This window comes from Streptomyces sp. a15 (genome assembly GCF_059026085.1).
In genome coordinates, this window is sequence record NZ_JBWLKM010000004.1 from 38,367 (window position 1) to 65,065 (window position 26,699).

Annotated in this window: 20 protein-coding genes; 17 read left to right on the forward strand and 3 right to left on the reverse strand. The window is 68.7% G+C overall.

The features are described 5' to 3' along the window. Window positions 1-129: 129 nt before the first annotated feature. From AC5P09_RS06180 to AC5P09_RS06195, 4 genes are all read left to right on the forward strand, one after another. Complete coding sequence (locus AC5P09_RS06180; RefSeq protein WP_493872813.1) at window positions 130-333, forward strand: hypothetical protein; 204 nt, start codon at window positions 130-132, stop codon at window positions 331-333. Continuing rightward, a complete protein-coding gene (locus tag AC5P09_RS06185) occupies window positions 330-1,874 on the forward strand; it encodes a sensor histidine kinase (protein ID WP_493872814.1) in 1,545 nt (514 codons plus the stop codon). The genes AC5P09_RS06180 and AC5P09_RS06185 overlap by 4 nt, the downstream gene beginning before the upstream one ends. Window positions 1,875-2,129: 255 nt before the next feature. After that, window positions 2,130-2,594 (forward strand): outer membrane protein assembly factor BamB family protein, encoded by a 465-nt coding sequence (locus AC5P09_RS06190; protein ID WP_493872815.1) that lies wholly within the window; start codon window positions 2,130-2,132, stop codon window positions 2,592-2,594. A gap of 269 nt (window positions 2,595-2,863) precedes the next feature. Continuing rightward, the gene (locus AC5P09_RS06195) at window positions 2,864-3,955 is read left to right on the forward strand and encodes a lytic polysaccharide monooxygenase auxiliary activity family 9 protein (RefSeq protein ID WP_493872816.1); all 1,092 of its coding nucleotides are present in this window, start codon (window positions 2,864-2,866) and stop codon (window positions 3,953-3,955) included. 246 nt (window positions 3,956-4,201) lie between these two features. Here AC5P09_RS06195 and AC5P09_RS06200 read toward each other — a convergent pair whose 3' ends face one another. Further along, a complete protein-coding gene (locus tag AC5P09_RS06200; RefSeq protein ID WP_493872817.1) occupies window positions 4,202-5,200 on the reverse strand; it encodes an acetylxylan esterase in 999 nt (332 codons plus the stop codon). Between the two features lie 267 nt (window positions 5,201-5,467). Here AC5P09_RS06200 and AC5P09_RS06205 point away from each other — a divergent pair, with 267 nt between their 5' ends. The 6 genes from AC5P09_RS06205 to AC5P09_RS06230 are packed head-to-tail and all read left to right on the forward strand — an operon-like array spanning window position 5,468 to window position 12,217. Beyond that, window positions 5,468-6,463 carry an ABC transporter permease gene (locus AC5P09_RS06205; RefSeq protein ID WP_493872818.1) on the forward strand — a complete coding sequence of 332 codons (996 nt, stop codon included), beginning with the start codon at window positions 5,468-5,470 and terminating at the stop codon, window positions 6,461-6,463. Beyond that, the gene (locus tag AC5P09_RS06210) at window positions 6,457-7,338 is read left to right on the forward strand and encodes a carbohydrate ABC transporter permease (protein ID WP_307677874.1); all 882 of its coding nucleotides are present in this window, start codon (window positions 6,457-6,459) and stop codon (window positions 7,336-7,338) included. The genes AC5P09_RS06205 and AC5P09_RS06210 overlap by 7 nt, the downstream gene beginning before the upstream one ends. A 37-nt stretch (window positions 7,339-7,375) precedes the next feature. After that, window positions 7,376-9,031, forward strand: a complete 1,656-nt coding sequence (locus tag AC5P09_RS06215) for an ABC transporter substrate-binding protein (protein ID WP_493872819.1) — start codon at window positions 7,376-7,378, stop codon at window positions 9,029-9,031. Further along, window positions 9,028-9,522 carry a hypothetical protein gene (locus AC5P09_RS06220; RefSeq protein WP_493872820.1) on the forward strand — a complete coding sequence of 165 codons (495 nt, stop codon included), beginning with the start codon at window positions 9,028-9,030 and terminating at the stop codon, window positions 9,520-9,522. Before AC5P09_RS06215 ends, AC5P09_RS06220 begins: the two co-directional genes overlap by 4 nt. Further along, window positions 9,519-10,202 carry a YesL family protein gene (locus AC5P09_RS06225; RefSeq protein ID WP_493872821.1) on the forward strand — a complete coding sequence of 228 codons (684 nt, stop codon included), beginning with the start codon at window positions 9,519-9,521 and terminating at the stop codon, window positions 10,200-10,202. Before AC5P09_RS06220 ends, AC5P09_RS06225 begins: the two co-directional genes overlap by 4 nt. Next, window positions 10,199-12,217 carry a beta-galactosidase gene (locus AC5P09_RS06230; protein ID WP_493872822.1) on the forward strand — a complete coding sequence of 673 codons (2,019 nt, stop codon included), beginning with the start codon at window positions 10,199-10,201 and terminating at the stop codon, window positions 12,215-12,217. Before AC5P09_RS06225 ends, AC5P09_RS06230 begins: the two co-directional genes overlap by 4 nt. Window positions 12,218-12,223: 6 nt before the next feature. Here AC5P09_RS06230 and AC5P09_RS06235 read toward each other — a convergent pair whose 3' ends face one another. Beyond that, window positions 12,224-14,194: an alpha-glucuronidase gene (locus AC5P09_RS06235; RefSeq protein WP_493872823.1), complete on the reverse strand. Its 1,971-nt coding sequence runs from the start codon at window positions 14,192-14,194 to the stop codon at window positions 12,224-12,226. A gap of 21 nt (window positions 14,195-14,215) precedes the next feature. Beyond that, a complete protein-coding gene (locus tag AC5P09_RS06240) occupies window positions 14,216-17,971 on the reverse strand; it encodes a GH92 family glycosyl hydrolase (protein WP_493872999.1) in 3,756 nt (1,251 codons plus the stop codon). Window positions 17,972-18,398: 427 nt separating this feature from the next. On the opposite strand from AC5P09_RS06240, the gene ngcE reads away from it, so the two are divergent. From ngcE to AC5P09_RS06275, 7 genes are all read left to right on the forward strand, one after another. Beyond that, window positions 18,399-19,853, forward strand: coding sequence for an N-acetylglucosamine/diacetylchitobiose ABC transporter substrate-binding protein (gene ngcE / locus AC5P09_RS06245; RefSeq protein ID WP_493872824.1), 1,455 nt, complete (start codon window positions 18,399-18,401; stop codon window positions 19,851-19,853). Window positions 19,854-19,869: 16 nt separating this feature from the next. Then, complete coding sequence (locus tag AC5P09_RS06250) at window positions 19,870-20,796, forward strand: carbohydrate ABC transporter permease (RefSeq protein ID WP_307677880.1); 927 nt, start codon at window positions 19,870-19,872, stop codon at window positions 20,794-20,796. A 4-nt stretch (window positions 20,797-20,800) separates the two neighbouring features. Continuing rightward, window positions 20,801-21,721 carry a carbohydrate ABC transporter permease gene (locus AC5P09_RS06255; RefSeq protein ID WP_493872825.1) on the forward strand — a complete coding sequence of 307 codons (921 nt, stop codon included), beginning with the start codon at window positions 20,801-20,803 and terminating at the stop codon, window positions 21,719-21,721. Between the two features lie 185 nt (window positions 21,722-21,906). Beyond that, window positions 21,907-23,106, forward strand: a complete 1,200-nt coding sequence (locus tag AC5P09_RS06260; protein WP_493872826.1) for an ROK family transcriptional regulator — start codon at window positions 21,907-21,909, stop codon at window positions 23,104-23,106. 133 nt (window positions 23,107-23,239) lie between these two features. Further along, on the forward strand, window positions 23,240-24,322 hold the full coding sequence (locus AC5P09_RS06265; protein ID WP_493873000.1) for a sugar ABC transporter substrate-binding protein: 1,083 nt from the start codon (window positions 23,240-23,242) through the stop codon (window positions 24,320-24,322). 257 nt (window positions 24,323-24,579) lie between these two features. Then, window positions 24,580-25,371, forward strand: a complete 792-nt coding sequence (locus AC5P09_RS06270; RefSeq protein WP_266432564.1) for an ATP-binding cassette domain-containing protein — start codon at window positions 24,580-24,582, stop codon at window positions 25,369-25,371. Further along, window positions 25,368-26,687: a sugar ABC transporter permease gene (locus AC5P09_RS06275; RefSeq protein ID WP_493872827.1), complete on the forward strand. Its 1,320-nt coding sequence runs from the start codon at window positions 25,368-25,370 to the stop codon at window positions 26,685-26,687. Before AC5P09_RS06270 ends, AC5P09_RS06275 begins: the two co-directional genes overlap by 4 nt. Window positions 26,688-26,699 lie beyond the last annotated feature (12 nt).

Below are 26,699 nucleotides of genomic sequence, written 5' to 3' on the forward strand. Positions count from 1 at the left end.
AGTTGAGGGCCGTATCCCCGGCGACGGGGTGCGGCCCTTCGCCGTGTCCGGAATCAGGGCATCCCAGGTCATCACCCACCCTCAGGCGGAGCACAGGGTTCCCTCAGCGGACGGGGACACGATCAGTACATGACTGGCACCGCCGGGTCCCGAACCGGCCGCGTACGCGTGCACCTCGTCGACGACGAGCCCACGCTCACCGAAGTGTTGTCCGTGGCCGTCGCCGGGACCCCACAAGCCGTCGTGCTCGACGGGATGCCGGGCCGGGCGCCGAGGATCCACACCGTGCACGGGCCGGGTCACGCGATCAGGCCGGCGGAGGAGCGGAGATGACCGCCAGGCCGCGCCCGAGGCTGCGCACGCGCTCCCTGCGCACCCGGCTGCTCCTCTTCGTCGGTGCCACCCTCGCCGTCGTGTGCGCCACCATGGCGTTCACCACCGCCTACGTCCAACGCTCCTACCTCATGGACGACCTGGACGACCGCGTCACCCACGCTGCCGAACGCAGCCTGGGCGGTGCCTCGCGCCGCCCGGACCTCGAGGACGACCTGGGCTTCCTCACCGCATCCGGCCAACCCGCCGACATCCTCGCCGCCCGGCTCGACGCGGACGGCACCGTCCTCTCCGCGGAGGTCGTCGGCCCGGACGCCGCGCCCAAGGCCCTCACCGCCGCCCAGCGCACCGCCCTGCAGGGCATCGGCACCGACGGCTCGAAGCACACCCGGACCGTCCCCGGCCTCGGCACCTACCGGGTCACCGCACTCGACGACAACGGGCTCCGCGTGCTGACCGGGCTCCCGATGGACGACGTACGGCACATGATCAACAGCCTGGCCGTGATCGAAGCGGTTCTCGCGGGCGCCGGGCTCGTCCTCGCGGGCTGTACCTGCGCGGTCGTCGTACGACGCCAGCTGCGGCCCCTCGACCGGGTCGCCGCCACCGCCGCCGAGGTCACCCGCGCGCCCCTCGGCCGCGTCGAGCACCTCGGCCTGGCCCGGGTGCCCGAACCCGACACCGACCCGGGCAGCGAGGCCGGCCAGGTCGGCGCGGCGCTCAACCGCCTGATCGACCACGTCGAGTCCTCGCTCGCCGAACGGCAGCGCAGCGAGGAGCGGGTGCGGAGCAGCGAGGAGAAGATGCGCCGCAGCGAGGCGAAGATGCGGCGCTTCCTCGCCGACGCCAGCCATGAACTCCGTACGCCGCTCGCGTCCATCGCCGGATACGCGGAGCTGATGAACCGCGGCACCGGCCCTCTCGAGCCAGTACTGGCCTGGCGCCGCGTATCCGCCGAGTCGGCCCGGATGACCGGCCTGGTGGAGGACCTGCTCCTGCTGGCCCGGCTCGACGAGGGACGGCCCCTGCAGTCCGCCGAGGTGGACCTGGCCGCGCTGGTCGCGGAGGCGGTGTGGGACGCGCGGACCGCGGGCGGCGGCCACGACTGGCAACTCGAACTGCCCCTCGACGCGCCCGCGCTGGTCGCCGGTGACGCGGCCCGGCTCCGTCAGGTGGTGGCCCACCTGTTGGCCAACGCGCGTATGCACACGCCTGTTGGCACGACGGTGGTCGTGTCCGTCGAGGCCGCGCCCGCCCGCTGCGTCATCCGGGTCCGCGACGACGGCCCCGGCATTCCGCCCGCCCTCCTGCCCGGGGTCTTCGAACGCTTCACCCGCGCCGACTCCTCCCGCTCCCGCACGGACGCGCGAGCGGGAGGGTCGGGGCTCGGACTGGCCATCGCGGCGGCGATCACGTCCGCGCACGGCGGCCGTATCGACGTACACAGCGTCCCCGGCTGCACGGAGTTCACCGTCGGCCTCCCGGCGGCGGACCAACCGGCGGGGGTGCAGGCGGCCCGGAGCAGGCCGGCGTCGGTCTAGGCGATCCGGTCTCGGCGACACGCCCGTGGCACAGGCACTGGTCTGATGCGGCTGAACAGCCGTGCGACACAGGGGATTTGCGATGGGCGACCGGCATACGCCGCTGAGCACCGGGGCATCGGAGCCCATCGGGTCCATAGGCGGCTATACGCTGCTCGACCGGCTCGGCAGCGGCGGCATGGGCGTCGTCCACCTCGCCCGCGCGGCCTCCGGACGTCAGGTCGCCGTCAAGGTCGTCCACACGCACCGCAGCAGGTGGAGTGGGAGCCGGATGACGGGCGGGACGAGGCGTACAAGACCCTGCTGAGGGTGAACCCGGCCGGCGGGGCCGCCGTCCGGACCCCGCTGGCGGGTACCCCGCGCGGCACGGCCACCCTCATCGGCGGTGCGGTGTACTTCGTCCGGCCCGACGGGACCGTCACCGCGAACAGGGTGACCGACGGCGCCCGGCTGTGGCAGCAGGGGACGCAGCTCGAGAACCTGTCGGCGCCGGTGCTGTCGACGACGTACGACCACCTCTACTTCGCCAACCGCTACGGCCGCCTCCTCGCGCTCGACCGGAAGACCGGCGCCGTACGGTGGACCACGGACAAGCTGGACGACCCGGGTACGTCGGCGCAGGACAGGATCCCGAGCGTGCTGCTCGTGAAGGACGCGATCGTGGCCGTGGCGGGCGACACGGCGTTCTCCGTACGCCCGGACCGCGCCGGCATCTCCTGACCTCCCCCGCACCACCACTGACGGCACCAGTACCTCGAGGGCCGCACTCACCGAGGTGCGGCCCTTGTGCGCCAGCCGTTTACAAGTGGGCCGGTCGGCGCTAGCTTCCCCCACAGGTGGGGTGGGAGCGCTCCCACAGGGTGGACCGGAACCTGCCCCGTGGTCGCCCCCGCCCCCCGCATCCGCACACACGTCCGCGCAGGCGTATCCGCTGCGTACCCGCGCACCCACACACACGGCCCGTACCTCAAGGAACGGACTGATATGTCATGATCACGACAAAAACAGTCTCGGCGGGATCCCCGCGCCGATTAGTACTCCCCACCCGCGCCAGAGCCCTCTTCCTCGTCCTCGTGGCCCTGCTCGCGACGATCCCGGCGCTCAGCCTGGTCGTCACGGCCGGCGGCGATGCGGAGGCGCACGGCACCCCGATGAAGCCCGGCAGCCGTACCTTCCTGTGCTGGCAGGACGGCCTCACCGACACCGGTGAGATCAAGCCGGTCAACCCGGCCTGCAAGAACGCCCAACAGGTCAGCGGCACCACGCCGTTCTACAACTGGTTCTCGGTGCTGCGCTCGGACGGCGCCGGCCGCACCCGCGGCTTCGTGCCGGACGGCGAGCTGTGCAGCGGCGGCAACACCAACTTCACCGGCTTCAACGCGGCCCGCGACGACTGGCCGCTCACCCACCTCACCTCGGGCGCGACCGTCGACTTCTCGTACAACGCCTGGGCGGCGCACCCGGGTTGGTTCTACGTCTACATCACCAAGGACGGCTTCGACCCGAAGCAGACCCTCACCTGGGACGACATGGAGGACCAGCCCTTCCTCTCCGTCGACCACCCGCCGCTCAACGGCAGCCCGGGCAACGTCGAGGCCAACTACTCCTGGAACGGCAAGCTCCCCGACGGCAAGTCGGGACGGCACCTCATCTACATGGTGTGGCAGCGCTCGGACAGCGCGGAGACCTTCTACTCCTGCTCCGACGTCGTCTTCGACGGCGGCAACGGCGAGGTCACCGGCATTCACGACCCGGGCAACCCGACCGAGCCGGTGCCGGGCACCTGCACGGCCACCCGCAGGACGACGGGCAGTTGGAACGGCGGCTACCAGTCCGAGGTGACCGTCACCAACTCCGGTGACGTGCCGATGCTGGGCTGGATGGTCGACTGGACGCTGCCGGGCGGCCAGAAGGTCGACAGCCTGTGGAGCGGCAACGCGACCTACACCGGCCAGGCGGTGATGGTTCACAACGCCGACTGGAACGGTTCGCTGGATCCGGGGGAGAGTACGACGTTCGGCTACGTCGTCTCCGGCTCCGGCGGTGACACGGCGACGACACTTCCCTGCCGGGTCGGCTGAATCGCCGCCGGCCGATCTGTCGCCTCGAACCGCTGCTCAGGGCGGACCCGGTGGGCTGTGTGCCACCGGGTCCGCGAGCCGGCCGGGCGTGGGGGGAGAACGTCCGGCCGGGTGGTGTCGGCTTGTGGTGAGGCCATTGACGGCGACAACGTTGTCCGATGGCCTGTACGTGACTCTACCGCCCCAACGGACAACGATGTCAATCCGGTTGGGCGCTGAGCCACTTCACGTGCCCCGCCCGCTCATTCACGCCCGCACTGGACTCAACACACCTGCCAGCCAGTCGAGTTGGCGACGCACATGCACCGCGTCGCCCCCTTCGTGACCGTTGTACGGATAGGCGTGGATCTCCTTGCGGGGGTCCGCGCCGGCCAGCTCCCCATAGCGGTTGAACGCGGCGTACGCCCCGCTCGGCGGGCACACCGTGTCGCGCAGGCCCACGCCGAAGTGTGCCGGGGCCTGCGCGCGCCGGGCGAAGGAGATGCCCTCCAGGTAGGACAGGGTGCGGTAGGCCGCCTCTTCGGCGCCCCGGTGGACGGACAGGTACGCGGTGATCTCGCCGTACGGTGCCGCGTCGGTGAGGTCGAGGGCGCGTCGGATGCCGCAGAGGAAGGGGGCCGTGACCAGGACGGCCGCGAGGTCCGGCACCAACCCGGCGGCGGCCAGGGCGAGGCCGCCGCCCTGGCTGTTGCCGACGACCGCGACGCGGCCGCTGTCCGCCCCGGGCAGTTCCCGCACCGCGGCGACCGCGCGCACCGCGTCCGTGATCAGGCGGCGGTAGTGGTGGTCCTGCGGGGCGAGCAGGCCGCGTACCGCGGGGCCGGGGCCGCCCGGGGCGCCCGTGTGCGGGTCGGGGGTGTCGCCGCCGCAGCCGTACTGGTCGCCCTGGCCCCGGTTGTCCATGAGCAGGTGTGCGTATCCGGCGTTCGCCCAGGTCAGCCGCTCGTGCGGGAGGCCGCGCCCACGGCCGTACCCGGCGTACTCGACGACGGCAGGCAAGGGGGCGCGCACCCCGGCGGGCCGGCTGTACCAGGCGCGGACCGGATCGCCGGCGAAGCCGCGGAAGGTGACGTGCCAGGTCTCCGTCAGCCGTAGACCGCTGTCCACCGGGCGGGCCGACACCACCGGGTCCCTCTGCCCGGCCTCCTTCAGGGTGCCGAGCCAGAACTCGTCGAAGTCGGAGGGCTCTTCGGGGTCCGGCCGGTACTGCTCGAGCTCTCTCAGGGGCAGGTCGAACGCGGGCACGGCGGCACCTCACAGGCGTCAACGGGGCGGCTCGGTCCGATCGTTGCGGCCGTAAGTCGGAAAGTTCCGTCGTGACCGCGCCGATCCCTTCATCTCTTCCACCCTCGTCCCGAGGTGAATCCAGGGCGGCGCAGTCGTCTCACCGCTCAACTTTCCCCTCTGCAGCCCCCATTGACAGCGCTTTCTGCTGCCCCTAAGTTGCCGCGAAGTTACCGGTAAGAGCTCGAAACTTTCGGTTCCGCGTCCCATGCCACGGAAGGCCCGAGCATGAGCACGTCCACCACGTCGGCCCCACCGCCGGGCACCCAGGACCCCCCTCCGGCCCGGGCCGCGCCCCGCCGCCGTACGCGAAAGGCCGCGCGCCCCGGATGGCGGCGGACCCTGCGCCGGGACTGGCAGCTGTACTCGCTGGCGGTGCTGCCGCTGCTGTTCTTCCTGGTCTTCCGCTATCTGCCGATGATCGGCAACGTCATCGCCTTCCGGCGCTTCGAGCCGGGCGGCTCGATCTTCGGCGAGCAGTGGGTGGGGCTGCGCTATGTGCGCATGTTCCTCACCGACCCCACCTTCTGGCAGGTGTTCCGCAACACCCTGTGGCTCGGCGGACTCACGCTGGTCTTCTGCTTCCCGATTCCGATCGTGCTGGCGCTGCTGCTCAACGAGGTGCGCAGACGCTCGCTGAAGCGGTTCGTGCAGTCGGTGTCGTACCTTCCGCACTTCCTGTCGATCGTGATCGTCGCGGGCATCACGATGCAGATGCTCGCCACGGACGGCCCGGTCAACCACGCGCTCGGCTGGTTCGGCCACGAGCCGATCCGGTTCATCCAGGAACCGGAGTGGTTCCGCACGATCTACGTCGGCTCGGAGATCTGGCAGACCGCCGGCTGGGGCACGATCCTCTACCTCGCCGCGCTCACCACGATCCACGAGGACCTGTACGAGGCCGCGCGCATCGACGGCGCCAACCGCTGGCAGCAGATCTGGCACGTCACCCTGCCCGGCATCCGGCCCACGATGATCACGCTGCTGATCCTCAACATCGGCACGTTCATGGCGGTCGGCTTCGAGAAGGTCCTGCTGCTCTACAACCCGCTGACGTATCCGAAGGCCGACGTGATCTCCACGTACGTCTACCGGACCGGTGTCGAGTCCAACAGCTTCAGCTACGCCGCCGCCATCGGCCTGTTCGAGGCGGTCATCGGCCTGGTGCTGATCTTCTCCGCCAACCAGCTCTCGCGCCGCACAGTGGGGACGAGCCTGTGGTGAGCGTCAACCGGCCCACGCGTGGATACCGCGTCTTCCAGGGCGTCAACGGGGTGATCCTCACCCTCGTCGTGATCGTGACCCTGTACCCGTTCGTGAACATCGTCGCGCGGTCCTTCAGCGGAGAACGGCAGATCCGGGCCGGCGAGGTGGCGTTGTGGCCCAAGGGCTTCAACCTCACCACGTACAAGATCGTGTTCCAGGACTCGATGTTCTGGCGGAACTACGGCAACACCGTGCTCTACACGGTCGTGTCCACCGTCATCGCCATGGTCCTGACGACGTGTTACGCCTACGTCCTGTCGAAGAAGCAGCTGCGCGGGCGCGGACTGCTCGTCGGCATCGCCGTGTTCACCATGTTCTTCACCGGCGGTCTGATCCCCAACTACGTGCTGATCAGCAGCCTCGGTATGAAGAACACCATCTGGGCGCTGGCGATCCCGAACGCGATCAGCGTCTTCAACCTCCTGGTGATGAAGGCCTTCTTCGAGAGCCTGCCGACCGATCTGGAGGAGGCCGCGCAGATCGACGGCCTCAGCACGTACGGCATCCTCCTGCGGATCGTGCTGCCGCTGTCCAAGGCGGTCGTCGCGACGATGATCCTGTTCTACTCGGTGGCCTTCTGGAACTCCTGGTTCGCGGCGTTCCTGTACATGGACAGCACCGAGCTGATGCCGGCCACCGTCTATCTGCGCAACCTCATCTCGGGCGCCACCGGCGGCGGCAACGCCGGTGCCGCCACCGAGCAGCTCAGCCAGGTCGGGGCGAACATCCAGTCGGTCACGATCGTGCTCACCGCGCTGCCGATCCTCTGCGTGTACCCGTTCGTCCAGCGGTACTTCGTCTCGGGCGTGATGCTCGGCGCGGTCAAGGGCTGACGGCACCTCAATTCACTTACGGAACAAAGGAGTATCCGTGACGAACGCAGGAGAGCTGTCCCGGCGTCAGATCCTGGCCGCCGCAGGATTCATCGGCCTCGCCACCCTCACCGGCTGCGGCAGCGGGGACGACGGCGGGGACTCCAAGGACCTGTCGAAGAAACAGAACGGGGCGATGAAGGAGTACCGCGCCGGCCAGCAGTTCAAGGCCGCCAAGGCGCTGTCCTTCTCGGTCCTGCACAACAACAACCCGGTCTATCCGACGAAGGACAGCTGGCTGTTCTGGAAGGAGCTCACCAAGCGCACCGGAGTCACCCTGAAGCCCGTCGACGTCCCGCTCGTGGACTACGAGAAGAAGCGCAGCGTCCTGATCGGCGCGGGCGACGCCCCGTTCCTCATCCCCAAGACGTACCACCCGGCGGAGGTCGCCTTCGTGTCCTCCGGCGCGATCCTCCCGGTCAGCGACTACGTGCACCTGATGCCCAACTACCAGGCCAAGGTGAAGAAGTGGCGTCTTGAGCCCGAGCTCGACTCCATCCGGCAGTCCGACGGCAAGTACTACCTGCTGCCCGGTCTGCACGAGAAGGCCAAGTCCGGCTACTCGCTGTCCTTCCGCACGGACGTCCTCGACAGGCTCGGCCTGAACCTGCCCACCACCTGGGACGAGGTGTACGAGGTCTTCAAGGCGATCAAGGCGGAGTACCCGGACCGCTACCCCTTCTCCGACCGCTGGAGCATCAACACCCCGTACCCCGTGGCCGCCCTCCTCAGCTACCTCGGGCAGGCGCACGGGGTCAGGGCGGGCTGGACGTACGACAACATCAGCTACGACTCCACAGCGCAGAAGTTCGTCTTCACCGGCGCGCAGGACGGCTACCGCCGGATGGTCGAGTTCCTGAGAAAACTGGTCGCCGAAAAGCTGATGGACCCGGAGAGCTTCACCCAGACCGACGACGCCGCGGTGCAGAAGCTGCTCGGCGAGAAGTCCTTCGCGATCAGCGCCAACCCGCAGGAGCTGGTGCAGAACTACCGCTACAACCTGGAGAAGCAGGTCGAGGGCGCGAAGATCGAGATGATCCCGGTGCCGCTCGGACCGGCGGGGCCGGTGCTCATCGGCGGCAGTCGCCTCGAGAACGGCGTCATGATCTCCAGCAAGGCGCTCAAGAGCGACAGCTTCGTCGCGATGATGCAGTTCGTGGACTGGCTCTGGTACTCGGACGAGGGCCAGAAGTTCTGCAAGTGGGGTGTCCAGGGCGTCACGTACACCGAATCCGGCGGCACCCCGAAGCCGGCGTCGGGCATCAGCCTCATGGGCTCCGACCCGGACGCCCCGAAGGACCTGCAGAAGGACTACGGCTTCTTCAACGGCGTCTTCACCTACGGCGGCAGCTGGGCGCTGGTCTCCTCCTCCTTCAGCCCGGACGAGAAGAAGTTCCAGGCCGCCATGGCGGAGCGCAGAGAGCTGCCCATCGCCCCGGCGCACCCGCTCCAGTCCTTCGAGCAGGAGCAGGCGACGCTCTGGGACACCCCGCTCCGGGACCACGTCACCCAGAACACCCTGAAGTTCGCCCTCGGCAAGCGCCCGCTGTCCGAATGGGACGCCTATGTCGCCGAGTTGAAGGCGAAGAACATGGACCGGCTGGTCGACCTGCACAACAAGGCGCAGGACCGATTCAAGAAGGAGAACGGGTGATCCGTGTGCCCGCCGGGTCGAGTGGCCGGCTCTCCGACGCCTGGCGCTTCCGCGTCGGCACCGGCCGCCTCGATCTCGCCCTGGTCACGCGGCACGGCGACGGCCGGGTGACCGTCCTCGCCCGGGCGCCGGTCGACGCGAGCGGTGAGACGCCCGGGCCGGAGCGGCACGCACTGCGCCGGTCCGTCCCCGTCGCCGCCCCGGAGGCCTTCGTACGACGCTCGCTCGTGGACGAGGAGCACGGCAACGCCCGTGCCGCCTGGCAGCGCATGGCCGGCCCGCGTTCGCCCCGCCCGCACCAGATCGACGTACTGCACGAAGCCGCCGAGCCCGCCCGCCCGCACCAGAGGCTGCCGGCCCAGGACGGCCGGGTAGACCTGGACCTGACACCGAGCCGTCATGAGGTCACCCTCGTCGAGGTGACCCCCGTCGAGGACGAGGCACCGCCGTGGACGGACGAGCGGCGGCCGCTGGGAAGGGAGCCGCAGTGAGCACGAGCACATCCGTCACCTTCGGGGAGGGCGTCCTCTCCCGCGCCGCCGCCCTGATCCACACCCTCGTCACCGTCGAAGCGCTGCTGCTCGCCGCCGCCGCACCGGGCCTGGCCGGACTGCTGCTGGTGGGCCCCGACGCCGCCAACCTCCCCCTGGCCGCCCTGTGCCTCCTGCCCCTCGGCCCGGCCCTGTCCGCCGCCCTGTACGCCCTCCACCACCGCGACCGGGACCTCACCGACCTCCACCCGGCCCGCACCTACTTGCGGGGCTGGCGGCTCAACGCCCTCCCGGCCCTGAAGCTGTGGACGCCGCTGCTCGCCTGGCTGACCGTCGTCGCCTTCACCCTCACCCACTTCTCCGCCACCGGCCTCCCCGGCTGGTGGGCGGTGCTGCTCGCGGCCGTCGGCGCCGGCTCCCTCCTCTGGGGCGCGCACGCCCTGGTGCTCACCTCGCTCTTCGCCTTCCGTACCCGCGACACGGCCCGCCTCGCCGCGTACTTCCTGTTCCGGCACGGCCGCGCCACCCTCGGCGCCGCCTCGCTGCTCGTCCTCGCCGCCGGACTGACCGCCCTGCTGACCGAGGCCCTGCCCGCCCTGCTGGCCGCCCCGCTGCTGCTGTCCCTGCTGCACAGCGGCCGCCCGGTGATCGCCGAGACCCAGGAGGACTTCACCGCATGACCGTGCCCGGCACCCCCAGGATCCCGTACGGCGGTGACTACAACCCCGAGCAGTGGCCGGAGGAGGTCTGGGACGAGGACCACCGCCTTTTCGAGACGGCGCGCATCGACACCCTCACCGTCGGCGTCTTCTCCTGGTCGCTCACCCAGCCCGCCGAGGACACCCACGACTTCACGGTCCTCGACCGCGTCCTCGACCGTGCCGCCGCCGAGGGCCGCCGGGTCTGCCTCGCCACCGGCACCGCCGCCCTCCCGCCCTGGCTCGCGAAGAAGTACCCCGAGGTCAACCGCACCGACTTCGAGGGCCGCCGGCACCGCTACGGCCAGCGCCACAACTTCTGCCCCAGCTCACCGGCGTACCGCCGCCAGGCCACGGCGATGGCCGCCCGCCTCGCCGAACGGTACGCCCAGCACCCGGCGTTGCTCGCCTGGCACATCAACAACGAGTACGGCGGCGCCTGTTACTGCGAGCTGTGCGCCGAGGCCTTCAGGGACTGGCTCCGCGAGAAGTACGCCACCCTGGACGCCCTCAACGACGCCTGGTGCACCACCTTCTGGTCCCACCGCTACACCGACTGGGCCGAGATCGAGCCCCCGAACGCCCTCACCGAACACTGGCGCGGCCCCGACCACACCGCCTTCCAGGGCACCACGCTCGACTACTTCCGCTTCACCACCGACGCCCTCCTCGGCTGCTTCCTCGCCGAGAAGGACGCGATCCGCGCCCACGACCCGGACACCCCCGTCACCACCAACTTCATGGGCATGTACCGCCCCCTCGACTACCACCGCTGGGCGCCCCACCTCGACTTTGCCTCCTGGGACAGCTACCCGCCCCTGGACGCCCCGCCCACCTGGCCCGCCCTCGCCCACGACCTGATGCGCGGCCTCAAGGACGGCGCCCCCTTCTGGCTGATGGAACAGACCCCGTCCACCACGGCCTGCCGCGACGTCAACCCCCTCAGGCGCCCCGGCGAACTCCGCCTCGCCACCTTCCAGGCCGTCGCCCACGGCGCCGACGCGGCCCTGTACTTCCAGATGCGCGCCTCCCGCGGCGCCTGCGAGAAGTACCACGGGGCGGTCATCGGCCACGCGGGCCGCGACGACACCCGCGTCTTCCGCGAAGTGGCCGACCTGGGACGGGAGTTGGAGCTGCTCGAAGACGCGAGCCTCGGCGCCCGCACCCCCGCCCGCACCGCCCTGGTCTTCGACTGGGACAGCTGGTGGGCCCTGGAGATCTCCGACGGCCCCTCCCGCCTCGTCCGTTACCAGGACACCGTCCACACCTACTACCGTGCCGCCCGCGAGGCCGGCGCCGACGTGGACGTGATCCCCCAGACCGCCGACCTCACCCCGTACGAGGTGGTTCTCGCCCCCGCCCTGCACATGATCAAGGGCGACCTGGCGGCTCGCCTGGAGGCGGTGGCCGCACGAGGTGGCACTGTCCTCTCCACCTTCCTCTCCGGCCGCGTCGACGAACACGACCGAGCGTTCCTCACCGACGTCCCCGGCCCGCTCGCCCCCCTCATGGGCATCCGGGTCGACGAATGGGACTCCCGCGCACGGGACTTCGTACAGCCGGTAAAGCTGGGGGAGTTGACGAGTGAGGCCCGCCTCGTCTTCGAGATCGTGCAGCCAGGCGGCGCCGAGCCGATCGCCACCTACGGCACCGACTTCTACGCGGGCACCCCGGCCGTGACGCGCAACGAGTACGGCAAGGGCGAGGGCTGGTACGTCGCCACGGCCCTCGACCAGCCGGGCGTGGACCACGTCGTACGCCGCATCCTCGCCCGCCACGACCTGCTCGGCCCGTACGCCGACCAGCCGGGCCTGGAGACCGCGACCCGCGTCGCCCCGGACGGAACCGTCCTCCTCTTCCTCCTCAACCACACCACCGACCCCGCCCACCTGACCGCCCACGCCACTGCCACCGACCTCCTGACCGGCAAGCGGGTCGAACACGGCGAACCACTCACCCTCGACCCACTCGGCACAGCGATCCTGCGCATTCAATAGAACGGATCAATAAATGCGGCGCCCCTGTGCGTCCGGCACACCCGACTTCCGGAAGAAGTAGCTGTTGATCTGATCGCGCCACTCGCGGGCGCTGCGGAGCTGCTCCTCGTACCGCTCCGCCCCCCGCGCGTGGCGCGCCGGATCGATCACGCCCGCCAGCGAAGCCCACACCTCCCGGGCCGCCTCCACCTCCTCGACGCCCTCGAAGTGCGTGTCGTAGATGTGCTGGATCACCGTCTTCCCGCTGTGCAGTACGTGGTCGTACGACACGTGGTGGAAGAACAGCAGCAGCTCGTCGGGGCAGGTGTCGGGCGACTCGTACAGCTCGGCCCAGGGCTTGGCGTACTGCCCCGCGTACCCGGTGCCGGTGGAGCAGCTGCGATCGACGCCGACGCCGTTCCGGTCGGCGAAGTGGTAGGTCCCCCAGGGGCTGTACTCGTAGCCGTCCACGCTCGGCCCGTAGTGGTGCCCAGGCTGGACCATGAAGCCCACGCCGAGCGGCGCGGTGTACTTCTCGTACGTCCGCCACGAACCGTCCAGCGCCGGGCGCAGCCCCGTCGCAGGACCCGTCCCGAAGGTGAGCCGGATCCACTCGTCGAGAACGCCGTCCGGATCAGCGTCCGGCTGCCAGGCCAGCCGACCGAAGGTGTAGAGGTTCGCCTGGGCGAGCGGATGCCCGGTCCAGAAAGGGTCGTCGCCGACGTTCGACACGGCGACGAGCCCGCCTGCCAGCTGTCCGACGCTCGCCTCCCAGTCCACCGGGAACCGCAGCACCTCGCTCCACATCGGCCCCAGCCAGCACACGTGCCGCTGCTGCCCGGTGTACTCCTGCGTGGCCTGCACCTCCACCGCGAGGCGGGTCCGCGGCATCGCGCCGATCAGCGGGGACACCGGCTCCCGTACCTGGAAGTCCATCGGCCCGTGCTTGACCTGGAGCACGGCGTTCGACGCGAACTCCCCGTCCAGCGGCACGAAATGGTCGTACGCGGCCCGCGCCCGGTCCGTCGTCCGGTCCCGCCAGTCCTGGCGGTGGTCGTAGACGAAGGCCCGCCAGTGCACGGTCCCGCCGTACGGTTCGAGCGCGGCGGCGAGCAGGTTCGCCCCGTCGGCGTGACTGCGGCCGTACGCGAACGGGCCGGGTTGGCCCTCGGAGTCGGCCTTCACCACGTACCCGCCGAAGTCCTCGATCTCCTCGTACACCCGCGCCGTGGCCCCGGCCCACCACGCCCGTACCGAGGCGTCCAGCGGATCGGCCGTCGGCAGCCCGCCGAGCACCATCGGCGCGGCGAAGGTGACCGACAGATGGGTACGGATGCCGTACGGCCGCAACGCGCCCGCGATCTCGGCGACTTCACCGATCCGGTCCGTGAGCAGGTGTGCCTCGGTGTCGTGCACGTTGACGTTGTTCACCGCCACGGCGTTGATTCCACAGGCCGCCAGCAGCCGGCCGTACGCCCGCACCCGCTCCAGCTCGCCGCGTGCCCGCCCGTCCGCCCAGAACAGCGACCCGCCCGCGTATCCGCGCTCCACCTGGCCCATGACCGGGTGCACGGCCACGTTGTCCCAGTGGTCCAGCATCCGCAGCGCCAGTGCCGGACGGTGTTCCTCCTGCGGGCGCTCACCCGTGAAGGCGTCCTCGCCGAGCCGTACGACATGGAACAACCCGTACAGGAGCCCGGCCTGTCCCGACGCGGTGACGGTCGTACGGCCGCCCTCGCGCACATACGTGAACGCCTCGGTGCCATCGGTGCCCGTCAGCTCCAGCACCAGGTCGTACGAAGGAGCGCCCGGCTCGGCGTCGCGTACGACACGACCACCGAACCGGGCGCAGGCATCCGCCACTTCCGCGTGCGCCGAGTCCACCAGCAGGCCGGATCCTCGGATCAGCGTCCGCCGGGTCCCGACCGCCCGGAAGGCGTCCGGTGGCAGCCAGGCCGGGTCGACACCCTCGGGCGGTACGGGCACGGGAAGCGGCATCGGGACCCCCAACTCGGCTGCTCAGGCAAGCAGTTCGACCTCGGACACCACCGCCTCGCCGTCGACGACCAGACGGTACTTCTCGTAGTTACCCGGGGCTTTCACCGAGAACGCACGTGTCTGCCTGTCCCACGCGAAGGACTCCCCGGAGCGTTCGTCGAGGGTCTTCCACGTGGTTCCGTCGGCCGAGCCCTGGAGCGTCCACCCGGTCGGTGCCTTCGTGCGGTCCGACGACGACGTCAGCGTGTACTGCACCGCCTTCGCATCCTTACCGACCGGCAACTCGACCGTGGACACCGGGGCTTCGGTCGCCGACGTGTCGTCGAACAGGGCACCCTCACCCTTCAGCACGTCCGCACGCGGGGCCGGCGCCTTGTCGTCCTTGCTGATCGACACGGGGGCCGCGTTCTTGCCCGTACCCCACGAAGAGGGCCGCGGTCCCATGTCGAAGTCCAGAACGCCACCGCGGGCGAGCAGCGCGTGGGGGAGGGAAGTCGACGACCAGGAACGGCCGTTGACCCTCAGCCCCTGCACGTACACGTTACGCGCGCTGTTCTTCGGCGCCCGGACCACCAGGTCCTCGCCGTTCTCCAGATGAACGGTCGCCTTGGTGAACAACGGTGACCCGACGGCGTATTCACCGCTGCCCATCACCAACGGGTAGAAGCCCAGCGCGGAGAACAGGAACCAGGCCGACTGCTCGCCGTTGTCCTCGTCGCCGTGATAGCCCTGTCCGATCTCGCTGCCGGTGTACAGCCGTGACAGCACCTCGCGCACGTTCCGCTGGGCCTTCCAGGGCTGTCCGGCCGCGTCGTACATGTAGTTGACGTGGTGGGCGACCTGGTTGGAGTGTCCGTACATGCCCATCCGGACGTCCCGGGCCTCGGTCATCTCGTGGATGACGCCCCCGTACGAACCGACGAACTCGGGCGAGGCGGTCTCCGGTGTCGCGAAGTACGTGTCGAGCTTCTCCGCGAGCCCGGAGCGTCCGCCGTACAGGTTGGCGAGTCCGCGCGAGTCCTGGGGTGCGGTGAAGGCGTACCCCCAGCCGTTCGTCTCGGTGTAGTCGTAGCCCCACACCCGCGGGTCGTACGCGGACGACTCGACCCGCCAGTCGCCCTTCGCGTCCCGGCCCTGGAAGAAGCCGGCCTTGGAGTCGAACAGGTTCACATAGTCCTGGGCCCGGTCGAGGAAGTACTCCGACTCCTCCTGGTACCGCTTCTCCCCGGTCTTCCTGTACAGCGCCTGGCCCATCCGCGCGATGCCGTAGTCGTTGAGGTAGCCCTCCAGCGCCCACGACAGGCCCTCGTGGGTGTCGGTGCTCGTGTAGCCGAGGAAGGGCGAGGTCGCCATGCCCTTGCGGCCCACGCCGGACGACGGGGGCACGACCGTGGCGTTCTTCAGGGCCGCGTCGTACGCCGCCTTCGCGTCGAAGTCGACACCCTTGACGTACGCGTCCGCGAAGGCCACGTCCGAGGAGGTGCCGGTCATCAGGTCCGCGTACCCGGGCGAGGACCAGCGCGAGGTCCAGCCGCCGTCCTTGTACTGCTGCACGAAGCCGTCGACCATCTCGCCCGCCTGATCGGGCGTCAGCAGTGAGTACGCGGGCCAGGTCGTCCGATAGGTGTCCCAGAAGCCGTTGTTGACGTACACCTTGCCGTCCACGATCTTCGCGCCGGTGTGTGTCGGGGTGTCGGGGCCCGGCATCGGCGAGAAGGGAGAGGCGTACTGGTACTTCGAACCGACCTTCTCGAAACCGGAGTTCGGGTACAGGTACAGGCGGTACAGGCTGGAGTACAGCGTGGTCAGCTGGTCCGGCGTCGCGCCCTCGACCTCGACCTTGCCGAGGATCTTGTCCCACTGCTTCTGGGCACGCGACTTGACCGCGTCGAAGGAGGTGCCGTCCGGGATCTCCTGGCGCAGGTTGTCCTTCGCCTGATCGACGCTGATCAGCGAGGTGGCCAGACGGAGCGTGACCGTGCGGTCGTCGCCGGCGTCGAAGCGCAGATGGCCCTTGACCCCCCTGGAGGTGCCTTCGGTCACCGGCTTGTCGAACACGCCGTACACGAACAGCCGGGTGGCGCCCGTCGACAGTCCCGACTTCACGTCCGAGTACCCGGTGACGACCCCCGCGGCCTTGTCCAGGGTCAGCCCGGCCTGGTCGGTCACGTTGTCGAAGAGCACGCTCGCGTCGTCGCCGGGGTAGGTGAAGCGGAGCGCCGCCGCGTGGTCCGTCGGCGTCATCTCCGCCTTCAGGCCGTTCTCGAAGCGCACCCCGTAGTAGTACGGCCGCGCGGTCTCGTTCTCGTGCCGGAAGGCCAGCTCGCGGGCCTCACGGCCGGTGTCCGGGGTGCCGGACGCGGCCGACGGCATCACCTGGAAGGTCTGCCGGTCGCCCATCCAGGGACTGGGCTCATGGCTCGCGCTGAACGCCTGGACGGTCGGCAGGTTGTCCGCGTTGTTCGCGTTGTTCGCTCGCGCGTAGTCGTACAGCCAGCTCAGCGAGGAGGCGTTGGTCACCGGCGTCCAGAAGTTGAAGCCGTGCGGGACGGCCGTCGCCGGGAAGTTGTTGCCGCGTGAGAAACCTCCGCTGGAGTTGGTGCCGCGGGTGGTGAGCGCGTAGTCGGACAGATGGGCCTTCGGCTTCTCCGGGGCGACCGGCTCGATCCTCACGTCGTCGAGCCAGCCCCGGAACTTGGCCGGGCCCGCGGGGGAGTCGTACGCCACCAGGATCCGGTCGACCCTCTTCCCGGCCGCGACCGACCCGATTCGCGAGACCACGTTGTTCCACTGGTTGACGTAGAGCACCTTGGCGGCCCCCTGCGCCCGCGGCGACAGCCCGAACCCGTGCTGGTCGGTGGCTCCCAGCCCGCTCAGCTGGGTGCCGTCGGTGAAGGCCAGGTCCACGGAGACGTTCGTGGCGTCGTAGTCCCGGTCGCCGTCCGCCATCGACGGGAAGACCCGGTACGACAACCGCGTGTCCCGGCCGACCGCCACGTCCACGTCGAAGACCTTGTTGTACGAGTACGCCCGCCCGTCGGCCGTGTGCCTGCCGGCGTACCGCAGCGCCCGCTTGCCGGTGAAGCCCGCGCCCGCCTTGGCGGTCGGCGAGCCGCTCGGGCCGCGGTCGACCAGCGAGAGCATGTCCTGCGGGACCGGGCCGTCGCTGCCGCCGGTGGAGAACTGGACGTCGGCGAGCTGTAACACTCCGGAGGCGCCGTTGTTCTTCGTGATGTCGAGCCGGAAGTGCCGGTACTCGGCGACCGGCTCCGCGAGGTCGTACTTCTTCGTCAGGAACCGCTCTTCGAACGACTCGCCGGAGCGGGTGTCGAGGGACTTCCACTCCTTGCCGTCCGTGGAGCCCTGGAGCGACCAGTCCTTCGGGTCGCGCTCGGCGAAGTCGTTCGCGGAAGTGAGCGCGTACGTCACCACCTTCACCGGCTTGTCCAGGTCGAACTCGGCCCAGCCGGTCGGCTCGAAGGCCAGCCATTTGGTGCCCGGCTCGCCGTCCACGAGGTTCTCCTTCACCTCGCCGCCGCCGGTGTTCTCGGCGCTCGCCCGGACGTCCGTGACGTGGTCGGTGACGTTGCCGGGGATGCCGGTGCTGTAGCCGCCGTCGACGCCCAAGGCCCGTTTGCCGCCGTCGGGGGCGGTGTCGACGGTGTTGAGCCAGTCGGGTGCCGGGTCGCCCGTCTCGAAGGACGAGGCGAAGGACCGGTCGGCCGCGGCGGGCGCCTGAGGCAGGGCGACCGCCGCGCCCTGCGAGCCCACCGTCATGATCAGGGCGGCCACCGACACCCGGACCGCCGCACCACGTCTGTGCCGAACCCTGTGCTGCTGCATACGCGAGCACTCTCCCCTGCGCGTGTGTGGACAACGTTGTCAATTGCTCTGCGCAAGGATCAGTTGTGGCTCAAGTGAACTGTGATGTCAAGGGTGTTGACTGTGGCATTCGGGCTCTATGTCAGGGATTTTTCCGGCAAGGTGCACACAGGTCGCTCATATTTCCGGGAGGTCTCAACTCGGGAAAGACCCGCGGCCAACCTTGCATTCGATCTTGCTCCATTGACCTGAAGTGGACTATACCTGTCGACGATTCACACGATCCGCACGTCATGATCCGCACGAACCTGCTTGACCTGACCGCGGTGCCCGGGAGGATCCGGTACACCGCCTGAGTCCTGGAGAAGGCGAGGACTTGAGCATGGGATCCACTTCCGCCGAGAACAACGGCACCGGTGGCGTCGGCCGCCGCGATCTGATCAAGCGGTCCGCCGCGCTGGGTCTGATCTCCGTCCCCACGATGAGCTTCCTGTCGGCGTGCGCCAGCAGCGGCGGCGACGACAACGGGGACAAGGCCGAGACCGGAGAGAAGACCGCGAAGAACCCGCTGGGTGTGAACGACACCGCGGGGATGGAATTCGTCCTGTTCGACGGCGGATTCGGCAAGGAGTACGCCGAGGACGCCGTGAAGATCTACGAGAAGAACTTCCCCAAGGCCAAGGTGAAGTTCTCCGCCACCCAGAAGATCCAGTCCACCCTCCAGCCCCGGTTCAACCAGGGCACCCCGCCGGACCTCATCGACAACTCCGGCGCCGAGCAGATGGACATGGGTGTCCTGGCCGGCAAGAACCAGCTCACGGACCTCACCCCGCTCCTCGACGCCCCGTCCTACGACGACCCGAACAAGAAGGTCCGTGACACGCTGCGCCCCGGCATCGTGGAGATGGGCCAGCTCGACGGCGACCCGGTCTGGATCATGTACTACGCCTACACGGTGTACGGCGTCTGGTACTCGCAGAAGGCCCTGGACTCCCTCGACGCCGCCTATCCCGAGACCTGGGACGAGATGCTCGCGGTCTGTGAGAAGGCCAAGAAGCAGGGCATGGCGGGCTGGACGTACGCGGGCAAGTACCCGTACTACCTCCCCTTCTCGCTGTACCCGATGATCGGCAAGGTCGGGGGCGTCGAAGTCCTCGACGCGATCGACAACCTGGAGCCGAACGCCTGGAAGCACCCGGCGGTCAAGGCGTGTTTCGAGGCCTACTACGAGCTCTACAAGAAGGGTTACATCCTCAAGGGCACGCCCGGTCTGGACCACATCCAGTCGCAGACCGCGTGGGCCAAGGGCAAGGCGCTGTTCATCCCGAACGGCTCCTGGGTGGAGAACGAGTCGGCGAACGTCATCCCGGCCGACTTCAACCTCGCCGTCTCCGCGCCGACCGGCATCGACTCCTCCGACAAGCTGCCCTTCGGCACCATCTGGGCCTCCGGCGGCGAGCCCTTCATCGTCCCGGCCAAGGCGAAGAACGGCACCGGCGGCATGGAGCAGCTGCGCATCATGCTCAGCGAGGCGTCCTCGAAGAACTTCACCAGCAAGGTGAAGTCGCTGACCGCGTACAACGGCGGCACCGACGGCATCACCCTCACTCCCGGTCTCAAGTCGGGTGTCGCGGCGCTGGAGAAGGCCGGCGACAACGTGGTGAATCCGCGTCTGCAGGACTGGTACGTGCAGTTGCAGAAGGAGAAGATCGGGGTGTCCGGGCTCGGCGAGATGATGGCCGGCCGTCTTACTCCGGCCGAGGCGATCAAGAAGATCCAGGCCTACGCCGACGAGACCGCCAAGGACACGTCGATCAAGCACTACAAGCACCAGTAAACGGACCGGAGAAGCGATGCAGCACGGCAAGTACCGGTTCATCGTGGGGTTTTTGGCGCTGCCCCTCGGACTGTACGCGCTATTCGTGATCTGGCCGTTCATCCAGTCCATCTACTACTCGTTCACGGACTGGACCGGCCTGAGCCCCGAATTCAAGATGGTCGGCCTGGACAATTACCGGAGGATGCTGGACGACGAGATCTTCTGGAAGTCCTTGCAGCACAGCTTGATGTTCGCGCTCGTGCTGCCGCTGGTGACGATCAGTCTGGCGTTGTTCTTCGCCTTCATGATCAATGTCGGTGGACGGCGAAGGAAGGGCGGCCCGGTCATTTCCGGCGTCCGGGGCTCTTCCTTCTACAAGATCGTCTACTTCTTCCCGCAGGTGCTCTCGATCGCCATCGTCGCCCTGCTGTTCGCTTTCGCGTACAACCCGGACAGCGGCGCCATCAACTCGCTGCTGCGCGGGATCGGGCTCGACAGCGTCCAGCCCCTGTGGCTGGGCGACCCGAGCCTGGCCCTGTGGTGCGTGATGGCCGTGCTGGTGTGGTCCACGGTCGGCTTCTTCGTGGTTCTCTTCTCCGCCGGGATGGCCTCCATCCCGGCGGACCTGTACGAGGCCGCCCTGCTCGACGGGGCGGGCCGCGCCACCACGTTCTTCCGGATCACCCTGCCGCTGCTGTGGGACACCGTGCAGTCCGGCTGGGTCTACATGGGCATCCTCGCCCTGGGCGCCGAGTCGTTCGCGGTCGTACAGATCATGACGACCGGTCCCGGCGGTCCCGACTACTCGACCACCGTCATGGTCCTGTACGTGTACCAGAAGGCGTTCCGCGACGGGCAGGCCGCCTATGCCACCACCATCGGCGTCGCCCTTCTCGTCGTCACGCTGGCCTTCGCCGCCCTCGTGATGCGGCTGGGCCGGCGCGAGCGGCTGGAGTACTGATCAGATGAAGACCGAGACCCCCGCCCCTGTTCCTGCCGAGTCCGGTGTCCCCGTCGCCAAGACCGACTCCGCGGCCGGCCCGCCCCGCAAGGAGAAGAAGGAGGGCACCACCCTCAACGTCTTCTCGCACGGGATCCTGGTCATCTGGGCGATCCTGGTCGTGATGCCGTTGCTGTGGGCGGTGATGACGTCCTTCAAGGACGACAGCTCCATCTTCGGCTCGCCCTGGTCGCTGCCGGACAAACTGCACTTCGACAACTGGTCGCGGGCCTGGACCGAGGCCAACATGAGCGACTACTTCCTCAACACCATTCTGGTGGTGGGGGGGTCGCTCGTCGGCACGCTGGTGCTCGGCTCGATGGCGGCCTATGTCCTGGCCCGCTTCGACTTCCCGGGCAACCGGTTCATCTACTACTTGTTCATCGGCGGCATGAGTTTCCCGGTCATGCTCGCACTGGTCCCGCTGTTCTACGTCGTGAACAACATGGGCCTGCTGAACACGATCCACGGCCTGATCCTGGTCTACATCGCCTACTCGCTCCCGTTCACGGTGTTCTTCCTGACCGCGTTCTTCCGCACTCTGCCGAGCTCGGTGGCGGAGGCGGCCTTCGTGGACGGGGCCTCGCACTCCCGGACGTTCTTCCAGATCATGCTGCCCATGGCCAAGCCGGGCCTGATCAGCGTGGGGATCTTCAACTTCCTCGGGCAGTGGAACCAGTACATGCTGCCCACGGTGCTGAACACCGATCCGGACAAGCGCGTCCTCACCCAGGGCCTGGTGCAGCTGGCGGTCAGCCAGGGGTACAAGGGCGACTGGTCGGGACTGTTCGCGGGCCTGGTGATGGCGATGCTGCCGGTGCTCGCGGCGTACATCATCTTCCAGCGTCAGGTGGTGCAGGGACTGACCGCGGGGGCGCTGAAGTAAGGGCGCCCTCACCCGTACGGCCACCGCTTCCGGATCTTCCGGAAGCGGTGGCCGTGTTTGTGTACATGAACGCGGATGCGGTTCAACCTCTTGACGGGAGGCAACCCGAACGGCTCAGCTTAGAGTTCACTAGTTGGACATAGACGGGGCCTCATTGAAGCGGTCCCCGCGCGCAGGAGGTCGTCGTGGAGACTCCGGGGTCGCAGTCGTCGCTGCACCGAGCCAACCTGGAGCGGGTCGTACGGGCCGTACGGCTGGCCGGGTCGCTCACGCAGGCGGAGATCGCGCGGGCGACGGGCCTGTCCGCGGCGACCGTCTCCAACATCGTGCGCGAACTCAAGGACCGCGGAACCGTCGAGGTCACGCCCACCTCGGCGGGCGGCCGCCGGGCCCGCAGCGTCTCGCTGAGCGGGGACGCCGGGATCGTCATCGGCGTCGACTTCGGGCACACGCATTTGCGCGTCGCGGTCGGAAACCTCGCCCACCAGGTGCTGGCCGAGGAGGCCGAGCCGCTCGATGTGGACGCCTCCTCGACGCAGGGCTTCGACCGGGCGGAACAGCTGGTCAATCGCCTGATCGCAGCAACGGGCGTCGACCGGTCGAAGATCGCCGGTGTGGGTCTCGGCGTACCCGGTCCGATCGACCTGGAGTCCGGCACCCTCGGCTCCTCCGCCATCCTGCCGGGCTGGATCGGCACCAAGCCCGCCGAGGAGCTCAAGGGCCGCTTGGGCGTGCCCGTGCACGTGGACAACGACGCCAATCTCGGCGCCCTCGGCGAGCTGGTGTGGGGCAGCGGGCGGGGGGTGCGCGACCTGGCGTACATCAAGGTCGCCAGCGGTGTCGGCGCCGGCCTGGTGATCAACGGGAAGATCTACCGCGGGCCCGGTGGCACTGCGGGAGAAATCGGACATATTACACTTGACGAGTCCGGCCCCGTCTGCCGTTGCGGAAACCGGGGCTGCCTGGAGACCTTCGCGGCCGCGCGGTATGTGCTGCCGCTGCTCCAGTCCAGCCACGGGACCGACCTGACGATGGAAGGCGTCGTACGACTGGCGCGGGACGGAGACCCGGGCTGTCGTCGGGTGATCGCCGACGTCGGCCGACACATCGGCAGTGGAGTCGCCAATCTCTGCAATCTGTTGAACCCGAGCCGGGTGGTCCTGGGTGGTGATCTCGCCGAGGCCGGTGAGCTGGTGCTCGGGCCGATCAGGGAGTCTGTCGGCCGCTATGCGATCCCCAGTGCGGCACGCCAACTGTCGGTGCTTCCAGGGGCCCTTGGAGGTCGTGCGGAGGTGCTCGGAGCACTCGCTCTCGCGCTCAGCGAGATGGGTGATTCGACCCTTTTGGATGGCACGCTGCACGCGGCCACTCCTGCCTTCACTTAGAGAACGCAGGAGGCCGTTGCCATCTCGTTAAGTATTTACTTCTTGACGTCGCACGTGTGGCCGAGTTGACTTCCAGCCACCTCGGTCGCAATGTCGCGGCCTCGTCAGGGAGGTTTCTGAAGTGAATACGCGTATGCGTCGCGCCGCCGTTGCTGTTGTGGTCTCGGCGCTCGCCGTCTCGGCCGCCGCTTGTGGCAAGGCCGGTGACGACGACTCGGACAGCGGCAGCAGCTCGGACAGCAAGTCGATCGGCCTGCTTCTTCCCGACAACGTCACCGCTCGTTACGAGAAGTTCGACAGGCCGTACTTCGAGGACAAGGTCAAGGCGCTCTGCTCCGACTGCACGGTCGATTACGCGAACGCCGCGGCCGACTCGGCCAAGCAGGCGCAGCAGGTCAGCAGCATGATCACCAAGGGCGTCAAGGTCATCGTGATCAGCGCCCAGGACTCCGCCGCGATCAAGTCCTCGATCCAGAGCGCGGTCGACAAGGGCGTCAAGGTCATCGCGTACGACCGGCTGGCCCAGGGCCCGGTCTCCGCGTACGTCTCCTTCGACAACGTCAAGGTCGGCGAGCTCCAGGGCCAGGCCCTGATCGACGCTCTCGGCTCCAAGGCGACCCCGAAGTCCAAGGTCGTCATGATCAACGGTGACGACGCCGACCCGAACGCCGCGCAGTTCAAGGAAGGCGCCCACAAGGCCCTCGACGGCAAGGTGGACATCGCCTACGAGCAGTCGGGTCTGTGGAAGGACACGGTCGCCGCGCAGAAGATGTCGGCCGCCATCACGCAGCTCGGCGCCAAGAACATCGCGGGCGTCTACGCCGCCAACGACGGCATGGCCGGTGGTATCGCCACCGCCCTCAAGGGCGCCGGCATCAGCGGCATCCCGCTGACCGGTCAGGACGCGGAGCTCGCCGGTATCCAGCGCATCGTCGCCGGCACCCAGTCCAGCACCGTCTACAAGGCCTTCAAGCCGGAGGCCGAGGCGGCCGCCCAGCTCGCGGTCAAACTGCTCGACGGCAAGAGCATCGACGACCTGGCCACCGAGACGCTGACCAGCGGCTCCGGCGACAAGGTGCCCTCGCAGCTGCTGACCCCGGTCTCGGTCACCGTCGACAACATCAAGGACACGGTGATCAAGGACAAGCTGTACACCGTCGCCGACATCTGCACCGCGACCTACGCCGCCAAGTGCAAGGCAGCCGGTCTGCAGTAGCAGCCGCGCAGCGGCATGCAGAGCCTGTCCGGCGCCCGCCCCACCTTCACACCCCGCTGCGGGGCGGGCGCCGGACGGAAGCATGACGCGAGCGGCCAGGGACGTTCGGGCACATCCCCGCGCCGTCCCGGCGCCGCTCAGCCGTTGCCAAGAGGCACCGGCCGCGCGCATGTTCATCTTGTTGACCAGTGCCTCGAGCACAACCCTCCGCGCCTTTCGACAAGCGCGGCATCCCCGCCGGTCAGGCGGCGAAGGAGATGGTTCACGTGTCCGCTACGCCCGTGTTGGCGTTGCGCGGAGTCTCCAAGCGATTCGGTGCGGTGCAGGCCCTCACCGACGTCGAACTGGAGGTCCACGCCGGAGAAGTGGTCGCCCTGGTGGGCGACAACGGCGCAGGAAAGTCCACGCTGGTCAAGACGATCGCCGGCGTGCACCCCATCGATGAGGGCATCATCGAGTGGGACGGCAAGCCGGTCAGCATCAACAAGCCGCACGACGCCCAGGGACTCGGCGTCGCGACCGTCTACCAGGACCTCGCGCTGTGCGACAACCTCGATGTCGTCGGCAACCTCTATCTCGGCCGTGAGCTGCTGCACCGCGGTGTCATCGACGAGGTCACGATGGAGAAGAACGCCCGCGAGCTGCTGAGCACCCTCTCCATCCGCATCCCGAGCGTGCGCATCCCGATCGCCAGCCTCTCCGGCGGTCAGCGCCAGGTCGTCGCGATCGCCCGCGCGCTGATCGGCGACCCGAAGATCGTCATCCTCGACGAGCCCACCGCCGCCCTGGGCGTCGAGCAGACCGCGCAGGTCCTCGACCTGGTCGAGCGGCTGCGCGAGCGCGACCTCGGCGTCATCCTCATCAGCCACAACATGGCCGACGTGAAGGCGGTCGCGGACACCGTCGCCGTCCTGCGCCTGGGCAAGAACAACGGGTCCTTCCCGGTGAAGGACACCACCCACGAAGAGATCATCGCCGCGATCACCGGGGCCACGGAGAACGCCGTGACCCGTCGTGCCGGGCGTCGCACCACGGAGGCGGCAAAGTGAGCGACACGTCCAAGACCGTGAAGCAGGATCCGGAGCCGGCCTCCCAGGCCACCGTCGCTCCGGCCGACGACCCCACGGCCGCCCCGGTCACCGTCCTCGACCCGCGGCTGCTGATCCGCGAAGAGGGTCTCAAGGGCTACCTGACCGAGTTCAAGCGGAAGATGAAGGGCGGCGAGCTCGGCTCCCTGCCCGTCGTCGTCGGCCTGATCGTCATCTGGACGATCTTCCAGCTGCAGAACGACCGGTTCCTCAGCGCCGACAACCTGTCCAACATCAGCTACTACCTCTCGGCCACCGGCATGCTCGCCATCGGCCTGGTGTTCGTGCTGCTGCTGGGCGAGATCGACCTGTCCGTCGGCTCCGTCAGCGGCCTGGCGTCCACGGTGTTCGCCGTCTTCGTGGTCGACCACGGGGTGAACTCGTGGCTGGCCCTGGTACTGACCGTGATCACCGGCGTCGGCATCGGCGCCCTGCACGGCTGGTTCTTCGCGAGGATCGGCGTTCCGGCCTTCGTGGTGACCCTGGCGGGCTTCCTGGGCTGGAACGGTCTGATGCTGTGGCTGCTCGGTGAGAGCGGCACCATCAACATCCCGGACGAGGGTCCGGTGCACCTGTTCGGCCAGAGCTCGTTCTTCATGGACCAGGCCATCATCGGTGCCTACGTGCTGGCCGGCCTCGGTGTCGCCTCCATGCTCTACGGCTCGCTCATGGACCAGCGCCGCCGTCGTGCCGCCGGTGTGCCCTTCCGGCCCACCAGTGAGATCGCGCTGCGGGTCGGTGCCCTCGCGGTGGCCGCGTTCGTCGCCGCGTACGTGCTGAACTCGTCGGCCGGTGTGTCCAACGCGCTGGTGATCTTCCTCGCGTCGCTGGTGATCGTGGACTTCGTGCTGCGGCGTACGCCGTACGGCCGCAAGGTCTTCGCGGTCGGCGGTGGCATCGAGGCCGCCCGCCGTGCCGGTATCAACGTGTCCATGATCCGTATCACCGTGTTCGCCATCGCCGGTGGCTTCGCGGCGGTCGGCGGCATGTTCTTCGCCGGGCAGACGCAGAGCGCCACGCTGAACGCCGGTGGCGGCAACACGCTGATGCTGGCGATCGCCGCGGCGGTCATCGGTGGCACCAGCCTCTTCGGTGGGCGGGGCACGGTGTGGTCCGCGCTGCTGGGCATGCTGGTCATCCAGTCGATCCAGACGGGTCTGGACCTGCTGAACATGAACACGTCGATCCAGTACATGATCACGGGTGCGGTTCTGCTGGGTGCGGTTGTTATTGACTCCGTCTCGCGTAGGAGTCAGAAGGCTGCGGGTCGCGCGTAGCGCGGAAGCGCC